The organism is Lactococcus sp. DD01 (assembly GCF_001578715.1).
Classification (GTDB): Bacteria; Bacillota; Bacilli; order Lactobacillales; family Streptococcaceae; genus Lactococcus; species Lactococcus petauri.
The window spans coordinates 1-10182 of sequence record NZ_KQ968945.1; the positions used below are offsets into that span (position 1 = coordinate 1).

General features: G+C 35.4%; 6 protein-coding genes and 2 pseudogenes. 1 reads left to right on the plus strand and 7 read right to left on the minus strand.

Translation table 11 applies throughout. From position 1 onward, the window contains the following. Positions 1 to 9: 9 nt before the first annotated feature. The 7 genes and pseudogenes from LACDD01_RS10855 to LACDD01_RS10880 form a co-directional block, all read right to left on the minus strand. Positions 10 to 3846, minus strand: a pseudogene (locus LACDD01_RS10855) (PolC-type DNA polymerase III); the annotation flags it as partial. Positions 3847 to 4284: 438 nt separating this feature from the next. Continuing rightward, positions 4285 to 5079: pseudogene (locus LACDD01_RS12695) on the minus strand (PolC-type DNA polymerase III N-terminal domain-containing protein); the annotation flags it as partial. Positions 5080 to 5243: 164 nt separating this feature from the next. Beyond that, on the minus strand, positions 5244 to 5762 hold the full coding sequence (locus LACDD01_RS10860; protein WP_061415225.1) for a hypothetical protein: 519 nt from the start codon (positions 5760 to 5762) through the stop codon (positions 5244 to 5246). A 44-nt stretch (positions 5763 to 5806) separates the two neighbouring features. Further along, complete coding sequence (locus tag LACDD01_RS10865; protein ID WP_061415227.1) at positions 5807 to 6151, minus strand: DUF3796 domain-containing protein; 345 nt, start codon at positions 6149 to 6151, stop codon at positions 5807 to 5809. A gap of 1 nt (position 6152) precedes the next feature. Continuing rightward, complete coding sequence (locus tag LACDD01_RS10870) at positions 6153 to 6554, minus strand: hypothetical protein (RefSeq protein WP_061415229.1); 402 nt, start codon at positions 6552 to 6554, stop codon at positions 6153 to 6155. 38 nt (positions 6555 to 6592) lie between these two features. Continuing rightward, a complete protein-coding gene (locus LACDD01_RS10875) occupies positions 6593 to 6967 on the minus strand; it encodes a hypothetical protein (RefSeq protein ID WP_061415231.1) in 375 nt (124 codons plus the stop codon). Positions 6968 to 8014: 1047 nt separating this feature from the next. Next, on the minus strand, positions 8015 to 8587 hold the full coding sequence (locus tag LACDD01_RS10880) for a DUF5626 family protein (RefSeq protein ID WP_061415234.1): 573 nt from the start codon (positions 8585 to 8587) through the stop codon (positions 8015 to 8017). Positions 8588 to 9271: 684 nt separating this feature from the next. Here LACDD01_RS10880 and LACDD01_RS10885 point away from each other — a divergent pair. Further along, complete coding sequence (locus LACDD01_RS10885) at positions 9272 to 10126, plus strand: Rgg/GadR/MutR family transcriptional regulator (RefSeq protein ID WP_061415236.1); 855 nt, start codon at positions 9272 to 9274, stop codon at positions 10124 to 10126. Positions 10127 to 10182 lie beyond the last annotated feature (56 nt).

Sequence of the window (10182 nt, forward strand, 5' to 3'; positions counted from 1 at the left end):
GTTTTTTTATTAAAAGAGGTCTTCAAAGAGACTTAATTGATTATCTTCTGGCATTCCTTGGAGGATTCCCATAGATTTCATATTGTCAACAACTGTTTGTGACACGCCTCCTCGTTTACGAAGTTCCATAATACTCAAGAACTCTCCTTCTTTACGGGCTTCAACAAGTTGTTTTGCAACGTTTTCGCCCAAGCTATCCATTGTGATAAAAGGTGGAATCAATGTATCGCCATCGATAACAAATTCTGTAGCTTCACTGCGGTAAAGGTCAATTTTACCAAATTTATAGCCACGTTCAAGCATTTCGTTACAAAGCTCAAGCGTTGTCATTAAAGAGACCTCAGTGTTTGTTGCATCGAAACCTTTATCACGAATCTCCTTCATCTTCGCCTTGACTGCATCTAAACCTGCTCCCATCGTTGCAACATCAAATGTTGTTGCACGAATAGAAAACCATGCACAATAGTAAAGAATTGGCTTATGTACCTTGAAATAAGCAACACGAAGAGCCATCATAATATAGGCAGCAGCATGGGCTTTCGGGAACATATATTTGATTTTCGAACAAGATTCAATATACCAATCTGGGACACCATGCTCACGCATCGCATTAACATAGGTTTCTCTTTCTTCTGCCCCAATCTTGCTCCACATCCCTTTACGCACTCGTTCCATAATATTAAAGGCCATGGATTCGTCTAAACCAGCATGTATCAAGTAAACCATAATATCATCCCGACAACCGATAACGCTGGACAAGTCAGCAATTCCTGAGCGAATCAATTCTTGGGCATTACCTGCCCATACGTCCGTCCCATGTGAAAGTCCTGAAATTTGCAGTAAATCCGCAAAAGTTTTAGGTTTAGCTTCAGCAATCATGTTCATTGAAGTGAAGGTCCCCATCTCAGGAATACCTAGCGTACCAAGTTTTGCGCCTAGTTGCTCCTCCGTAATCCCCAACGATTCTGTGCCTGTAAAGAGTTTCATTACTTCCTCATCGTCCATGGGAATATCTTGTGGGACAATCCCCGATAAACTTTGGAGTTTTCGAATCATCGTCGGATCATCATGTCCAAGAATATCAAGTTTTAAGATGTTATCATGAATCGCATGGAAATCAAAGTGGGTAGTTTGCCATTCCGCACGCACATCATCAGCTGGATATTGTACAGGTGTAAAATCATAGACATCCATATAGTTTGGAATAACGATAATCCCGCCCGGGTGTTGCCCAGTTGTACGTTTAACACCTGTTGAAGTCATGGCTAAACGATCAATTTCAGCATTGCTATAAAACTGATTGTAATCTCGTTCATAACCTTTAACAAAACCAAAGGCTGTTTTTTCGGCTACCGTACCAATTGTTCCCGCACGAAAAGCATAGTCTTCTCCAAAAATATCACGGACATCCAAATGGGCCAAAGGCTGATCATCTCCCGAGAAGTTCAAGTCAATATCGGGTACTTTGTCACCTTTGAAACCAAGGAAAGTTTCAAAGGGAATATCATGACCATCTTTTACCAACTTATGTCCGCATTTTGGGCAGTTTTTATCAGGCATATCATAACCTGAGCCGTAGCTCCCATCATCATAACATTCAAAATATTGACATTCCGGGCAGCGATAATGCGGTGCGAGAGGATTAACCTCGGTAATACCAATCATTGTAGCTACAAGTGATGAACCCACTGATCCACGAGAACCTACTATATAACCACGTTCATTTGAACGCCGTACAAGTTCTTGCGAAATAATATAAACCACGGAGAAGCCATTCCCTATAATAGAACGTAACTCTTTTTCCAAACGCGCATCTACAATATCTGGCAAAGGATTGCCATACCACTCGTGCGCTTTCTCATAAGTCAAACGCGTGATTCGCTCCTCGGAACTTTCTCCACCTTCAAAGGTCATTTTCGGGGTATAAAGATCATCTCTTACAGGTGTTAATTCTTCAAACCGCTCTGCCATTTCTTGCGTGTTGGTGATAACAATTTCACGCGCTGTGGCTTCGTCTAAGAAGCTAAATTCGTCCAACATTTCATCTGTCGTACGGAAATGCGCTTCGGGTAAAGGTAGAGGTTTTGCATGCTCCCCTCTTCCTTGATTCCAGTTGATTTCTGCCCCTTGACCCAGCGAACGTATAATAATCTCACGATTTATCGCATCTTCTGAGTTAAGGTAATGAGCATCACCAGTAGCTAAGACCGGTTTGCCTAACTTCTTGCCGAGCTTAATCAAGTCTTTCAGCGTTTGTTGCAGCTCTTTCTCACTCTTAAAATTACCCCCGACAACAAGAGATTGATACAGCGCTGGCGGCATAACTTCAATAAAGTCATAAAACTTGGCAATTTCTAAAGCTTCTTCAAAGGTTTTATTGGTTATTGCATCGAAAACTTCGCCTGATTTGCAGGCTGAGCCAACAATGATGCCTTCTCTATGTTCTTGCAAAACGGAACGCGGAATACGTGGTACACCAGCAAGATACTTAACATTAGAATAACTTACAAGTTTAAATAAATTCTTCAAACCTGCTTGTGTTTGAGCATAAAGTGTAACGTGTTTTGGACGGACTTTCTTATAAGAATCTTCCGCTACGAGTTTGTCGTTCAAGTCAAGCAGTGATGTCCAGCCAAAACGATCGCGAACTTCATTAAGGAAGACAAACAATAAACGTCCCGTCGCTTCCGCATCATAATTGGCCATGTGGTGATGCTCTAAACCAATCTGAAACTTTTTCGTCAATTGTCCCAAACCAAAACGCTTCATCTCTGGGTACAGATTACGAGCGAATTCTAAAGTATCCACTACAGGTTGCTTAATGATAGGCAAGCCATTTCGCTGATAATTCATATTCATAAAGCCTACGTCAAAAGTAGCATTATGGGCTACCAAGATACTGCCTTGACAAAATTCTTGAAAGGCTTTTAAAACATCATATAGAGGCTTCGCATTTTTTAAATGATCCTGTGTAATACCTGTTAATTCTGTTGTAAAATCACTAATGGCATAACCAGGGTTAATAAACTCATCAAACTCGCCGATAGGATTTCCCTTATGCATCTTCGTTCCGGCAATTTGAATCAAGTCATTATGTACAGCAGATAGTCCTGTCGTTTCCACGTCAAAGACAACATAAGTTGACTCATACATGTTGACATCTTCTTCATTAAATACAATAGGAATCTTGTCTTCTACCAGATTTGCCTCTACACCATAGATAATCTTTACACCATGTTTCTTACCGGCTTGGTGAGCTTCAGGATAAGCTTGAAGACCCGCATGGTCTGTAATGGCAATTGCTTTATGACCAAATTTCGCAGCTTGAGCAACAAGCTTACTTGCAGGAGGCATCGCATCCATGGTTGACATATTCGTATGGCTATGAAATTCCACACGTTTATCTCCTTCAGCCGCCTTATCTTCCCGCACTCTTTGTGTCGGTATTTCTTGTAAGTCACTCATCTGGAGAACAAGATCTTTTTTATAGTCATCATGCTGCACTGTGCCGCGTACCCGCGCCCAAATGCCTGTAAGCTGCTTAGCCACAGCAATTTCTTCATCACCACGAACCCATTTTGAGATATAAAAGCTGGATGTATAATCCGTCATTTCAATCTCTAACAGATGGCTAATATTTCCTGTCTTGCGTGATTTAATCTCGCGCAGCTCACTCTTAAAGATATAACCTTCAAACACCAAAGCACCATGAGTAGAAAATTCACTGACCGAACGCATCGGTGTGATTGGCTCAGAATTCTTAATTTCACGCCCTATCTGAATTTTATCTGATTTTACAGCACTAATTTGTGCCGCGACTCGACTACAATCTTCTTTTTTAGCAATCTCAACGACATCATTTGCGGTCATGACTAGATCGTCTTTATAAACATCATGTGCAATATTTCCACGCACACGCAGCCAAATGCCTTGTTCAAATTGAATCGAGCCATCTTCACTTGTATTGGCCGCTTTGACTTTCTCAACAATCGCGTCAAATTGAGCTATCTCATTGTCTTTGCGCCCCCATTTAACAACTTGGAAGATGGAAGTTTCATCCGCAATCTTCATCTCCAAAACATGATTGACTTTTCCTGTACCATTGCTGGCAAACTCACGATGATGCGCATCAAAGACATAACCTTCAAAAACAACGCCACTTCCCTCGCCAGCGATAAAGCTCATCGAAGTCACGGGGCTTGTGCCATTAATTTTACGTCCAAATGAAATTCCTTCTGATAAGGCTGTATCAATTTTTTCAGGAGCTTTTTCGGTTTTGGCACTAGCTTCATCTGTGCGTTGCTTTTTGAGTTCACTTATCTGCTGTTGCGAGGCTGACTCTGCAGCCAGCATGTTATGCACTTTACGCTCATGTGCCTCTCGTTTTTCCAAGGTTAACTTTTCGTCAACAACAGGGCGAATAGTAAGTGCTCCAAAGCCAAAATCCTTTAACTTTTCTTCTAAGATAGGGAAGTCTTTTTTTACAAAATGATCCAACTGAGGATTATCTTCGACCAAAAGATTGATCTGAACACCTCGTTGCTCTATCTGATATTTTTTAAAGATATTCGCAAAAGCTGTATCTGCTAATTCTGGTAAAGTCAATGCAAGCTGATAATAATCGTTAAGCATCGCCTCATCAAATTCAGGTTGGTCCACTGTTATCGAAAGTTCCGTCTCAGCGATAGTTGAAAAAGCAGACTCAATCAATCCAGACAAAACCTTCCACTGTTCAACTGGCAAGATTTTCTCAAATTTTAATTGGAATTTCCAAAGCTTCCGTTCCGTATGTACTTCGACATTTTCAATTTCTCCACTTGAAAAAAGAGCCGATTCGCGAATTTGGTTTGGCATTTTTATTTGATCCATCAGTTTTTCAAAAAGATTTTCCATTTTTTCTCCGCATATCTCTATTTTTTCTGTATCCTCCATTATAACAAAAAAGCAACATCTGTGCTTTTTATCGGAAATTATTATGAAGTTAAAAAGGCTGAAAGTGGTTTTATCTTCTTTATTAATAAGATAAAAATAACTATTATAACAAAGGGAATAAGCAATAAAGGCTGGTTTAAATGTCATAAGACATATTTTTTCTTTCTAATTCAACCCCTTGTTTCCATTTATTACTCTTCAATATGACCATTTAGTTAAGGTTACCTCACTGCCATTATATTGAAATTATAAGAAAAAAGTAATGTTAAAATCCCAAAATATATTTGGCAAGGACTGGGTTATTGATTTCATCAATACATACAAAACATGCAAAAAAAACGAGATAATTTTAATCTCGATTTTTTTTGTATGTTTTCTTCTCTTAGCTTTTTGTATCTAAATTTCAACTTTAAAAATTCTCCACTTAATATCATTGCCCCCGCAAGGTAAAAAATAACAAGATAAAATCCATTATTAGCAAATGAGCAAACAAAGAAAGCTAAAGGTGCAAGTATTGCAACTAGCCAACCAAATAAATCAACTAATTTTGAAATAATCATTAAAGAGAATAAGTCAATCTTCCCAATAGAGAGTACAGCAATAGCTATTTGCATAGCAAAACTCCCAATAACTGTCGTAATGAAAACAAAAGCTACATTTTCTATTGTTTTGGGGTAAAAACCAACACTCCGGAAAATATCAAAACGTAAAGGAAGAAATATTTCATCTGGCAGTCTTTCCCAGAGTATTAGGGTAATCGCGAGGTAGAAAAATATTATTCCAAGTATTCCCCAAGCGTATCTTTTCTTATTTAAGAGATTACTAATCATTTTTTATTATCCTTATGAAAAGAAAGGCAATTAAATCAAATCAATCAATCTTCATAACTCTTCTTGGCATATAATATCCAACTTAGGGAAAACCCAAAAGAAAGAAAAATTAATCCGCCATCACGTATTATTACTGGTGGATTAAAAGAAATAATCACTGCAAAATACAAACAAACAGCTACCAAAAGTGGGATTCGCAGCTTCAGTGGCAAGCTTATATTCCAGCTCTTGCTTGCAAGATTCATTTTACCCATCCAGTAAAAACTAAAGAAAGCAAAGAAACTAAAAAATATGAAAAAAGCATCAAAATTTTTAATTAGTCCTAAGAATCCTAGAAGGCCTAAAAAACCTAAACTTCCCAAATATGGTTTTACTTTTTTTAAGAACATTTCAATTCCCTTCTTGCAAATAAACAATCTTTCCTGAAAATTCGCCTTGAATCTTTAAGTCATCTTTATCGCTCAACCTCAAAGGCCGCTTGTTTTCTAACACTTTTTCTGTTTCTCCTATACGAACAACTGCTTCACCTTCAGAAATATCTGCTTGTAAAATACCGGGAGAATTAAATTGCTTCTTGATGTTGGTAGTTCCTTTAAAATCAGAAACAGACAATTCGGTTTTATCCTTACTTTCATGGTAATAGTATTTTTGAGCTGTGTAATTAGGAGTAAATTTTCCTATGCTAAATTCAATCTTCTGACCAAAATTCACCAACAGCATAATAAAAACTGAAAAGACAAGAATTGAACCAGCTAAGAAAAACCATATCTTCCATCTCTTATGTTGCATCATAAAATTCCTCCATGTATAAATTTAAAAAATACTAGATTTTACTTGAAAACATTCAGCTTTCGACCTAGGACAACAAAAAGTATTCCAAAGATAAGAACGGGGAGAGCAAAACTTAACAAGTCAATAGCTAGAGTATCAGGAAAATCAAAACCAGACACAAGCATGTGGTTGAAAAGCTGATCGAAAAAACGGGTGAGCAATAAGAATGATAAAAAAATTAACTTTAGGATGTCAATTTTCTGAGGACCAAGTGTAAAGACTGCTATCAAGAAAAGACCTGAAATGGCTAGACTTAATAATTCTGTCGTCAGATTGAGGGGAAATTCGAGGAAAGCCACAAGCCCCCATTGCACAAATCTCCTCAAAAAATTGGTGCCTAGCATAAATGCTAAACCTGAGAAAAATAATTTCATAATGTTATACCTTACCTTTTAGATATTATAAGTTCTTTTTAAAGAGCTTATGAATTGTTTTACCTATTTTGCGCCGCTTTGCAAGCCTTTCAGTATTAACTTTACTTTTTCTCATGATAGTCCTTGCTTAATAGAGTAAGAGGAATTTTCCATCGGGTAAATTATCTCTGTTAAAAAATGCCCAAACTCCTTAGATAACTCAGTAAATGTAATCATCATTTTTTTAATATTGCCATACTCGATGCAATAACAATTGTTCCAAGAATTAAAGCAAACAAAAGCCTAAGCCAATTTCCATCATTGATTATAAAAATAAGATTGGTTACTACAGCCAAAATCATAAAACACGCAAAAATTTTTTTAACTAAGATCATAGGCAGAACAGTGTTACAGCGGAAAACAAAGTTAATCCTGTAACGAAATCAATAATTGTTTTTTTGAAATTTTTGTTCATAAAATGTCTCCTCAAATATTTTACACGCCTCTAACTTAGTCTGAAGCATCGCCATCAAATTAACTTTAAGAAACGTGTAATTTTCGTTAACGTTTCGTGATAAAACGATAATATTTGTGATAAAATAATTATAGCATAACAATTTAGCTTTCTAAAATACTAAGACTAAGTCGCTAAAGAAGACTGACATCAAATGCCAGACTTCTTATATTTCTCCAAAAGAACATATAGCAATCATTTATATGCTACATTTTTGTTAAAATCTTCTATTGAAATTTTTTGGGTGCGATTTCCCAGTTTTTCCTTTTCCGTATCAGTCATTTATCGGTTTTCAGGACAAACTCTACAGTTAGTTGAGTTCCGCCAATTTTTTCCCAATCCACGTGCATTTTTTATTTTAATAGCTTATGGAAAAATGATTTTATTTTATTTAATTTTATAAGCTTAGCATACTTAATAGTAAATCCTTTTGCTAGCACAAAACAAAAATATACTTTACCGCTTTTTCATTATTTTAGAAATGAGTCTTGTAATAAAAATTACCAGCCCAATTACAAGAGCAAGGAAAATAATAAAAATAATACTAACTATGTTCAATTGTGACTAACCACTAAGTTATTAGAACCATTAATATTTACACGAACCCAGCCAGTCCAATTCAAAATATCGTAAATAGGTGTACTAAATCCAAAACGGGCTGTTGCTTGTTTAGAACTATCAATACTTAATTTTGCTGATTTTACAGGCATAGCAATAATATAGTCTAAGTTATTTGCTTTAGTTATTGTGTTACTGCTAACATTGATGTAAAAAGTAACACTCCATCCAATTCCCCAAGCATTAACTTTATACGTTCCATTTGATACGCGTGTCAATGGATCGAACTGAGGAGTAACAACAACCGTAGTCACATTTCCGTTTTCATCTTGTACAGTTTGAGATTTCCCACTAGGAGGAATATTAGATAAATCAAAATTAGTTTGAATATTCCCTACTCCATGAACAGGTTCGTCTGCAATTAGCGATTGCTCATTTGATATAGATGTCATTTGTGGTTTAGAATCATTTATATTTACATCGGCGTTCGCAACAATTGGAGCCATTGCTGCAAATAGTGAAAGAGATGCAGCTACACCTGTAGTTACTTTTTTGAAATTTTTGTTCATACATTTTCTCCTTTCGAAAACGGGTAATAAATATTTAAAAGCCATTTATAATGGCTGGGCAACCTTATTCAAAATTATTTACACTTTAACTTTATTCGTAAATTTTCTATTATTTACTGACTATCTTTCGTGCTTCTCTTGAACTTTACTTTAGAAGACCGAGCTTTAGAGCAAGAAAAGCAAAAACTATCGAAAAGATGATACTAGAAATAGCTATGCTTAATAAGTCTGTAACCTGATTAATAGAGAATTCAAAACCAGACACAAGCAACCATTTCACGAATTTACTAAAAAAATTTGCGAGTATCAAGAATGATAAAAATAAAAGAAATAGTTCATCACTTAGCTCCGCCTTTCTTATAAGTAACCTAGATTTTCAATTCTGTCGTTTATCTGCCTAAAACTGTGAAATATCGCCTTAAAAAATTATATAAATCAAACATTTATTCCCTCCCTCTTCTTATTTACGAATATATCATATATTTACAAACACATTTCATATTTGTAAATACATTGTATAATAAAACTAAATATTAGTCTTGAAGAAACTCTAGCTATTTTCCATGACATATTAAATTTAAAATTCTAATTTTTTATTCAAAAAGTTAATAAAATACATGGTTCAAGCTTACAAACACTCTATTTTAAAAGTTCAATATACCAAAATTTACAAGGAGAATATTCATGAGTATCGATACCAGCTTCGGAAAAATTTTTCGTGAATTTAGAAAAGCTAAAAACTACACCCTAAAAGAAACGGCAAATGATATAATTTCTAGCGGACAACTTTCAAATTTTGAAAATGGGAAAAGTATGATTTCTATGGATACTTTTTTTCATCTTTTAGAGAATATCAATGTCTCTATTTCTGAATTTCAATATGCTTATAATTTTTTTTCAACTGATAAAAACTTTGGTAAAGAAAAAACAGTTGCCTATATGACAGGTAATTTATTACAACTTCAACATTTATTGGCAAAGCACGAAAAAAGATTAGAGGATAATCCCAAAAGTCAAAAATATCTTTTAGAAAAAATTGCTATGAAAGCTTTTATGCTCTTACTTGATCCTCAATATAATCTGCCTGAAAGTGAAATCCATTATCTTAAAAATTATCTGAACGGCATAAAAGAATGGGGAGAATTTGAAATCAAGCTCCTCGGACATTCTGCAAAAGTGTTTGATTTAGCTACTTTATCCCTATTAACTCATAAAATGATTTCACCTACACAAAAGAGCATTAAAAATCCAGAAATCAAAAAAATGATTATAAGAGCCTCTCTTAATATCCTCAGTCTTTTCATTGATAATAGACAGTTTGCTTTAGCTCAAAGTCTTATTGTATATTTAGAAGAAGCCAATATTCACGAATACGATTTATATGAAAAAATCACATTTATCTATCAAAAATCACTTTATCAATTTAAACTAGGCGATAAAGAAGCAATAAAAGCAATGCGAAAGTGCCAAAATATATTTGAATTTGCAGAATGCCATCAATTAGCTCAAATGATTGATTTCGAAATAAATGCGTTATGAATTATTTGATAAGGGCTGGATACGATTCATTTATTAATTTTACCAATATAAAAAAA

Bases quoted from the DNA above. Each gene is read 5' to 3' on its own strand.
- LACDD01_RS10860 (WP_061415225.1), bottom strand. From the start codon at position 5,762: ATGATTAGTAATCTCTTAAATAAGAAAAGATACGCTTGGGGAATACTT.
- LACDD01_RS10865 (WP_061415227.1), bottom strand. From the start codon at position 6,151: ATGTTCTTAAAAAAAGTAAAACCATATTTGGGAAGTTTAGGTTTTTTA.
- LACDD01_RS10870 (WP_061415229.1), bottom strand. From the start codon at position 6,554: ATGATGCAACATAAGAGATGGAAGATATGGTTTTTCTTAGCTGGTTCA.
- LACDD01_RS10875 (WP_061415231.1), bottom strand. From the start codon at position 6,967: ATGAAATTATTTTTCTCAGGTTTAGCATTTATGCTAGGCACCAATTTT.
- LACDD01_RS10880 (WP_061415234.1), bottom strand. From the start codon at position 8,587: ATGAACAAAAATTTCAAAAAAGTAACTACAGGTGTAGCTGCATCTCTT.
- LACDD01_RS10885 (WP_061415236.1), top strand. From the start codon at position 9,272: ATGAGTATCGATACCAGCTTCGGAAAAATTTTTCGTGAATTTAGAAAA.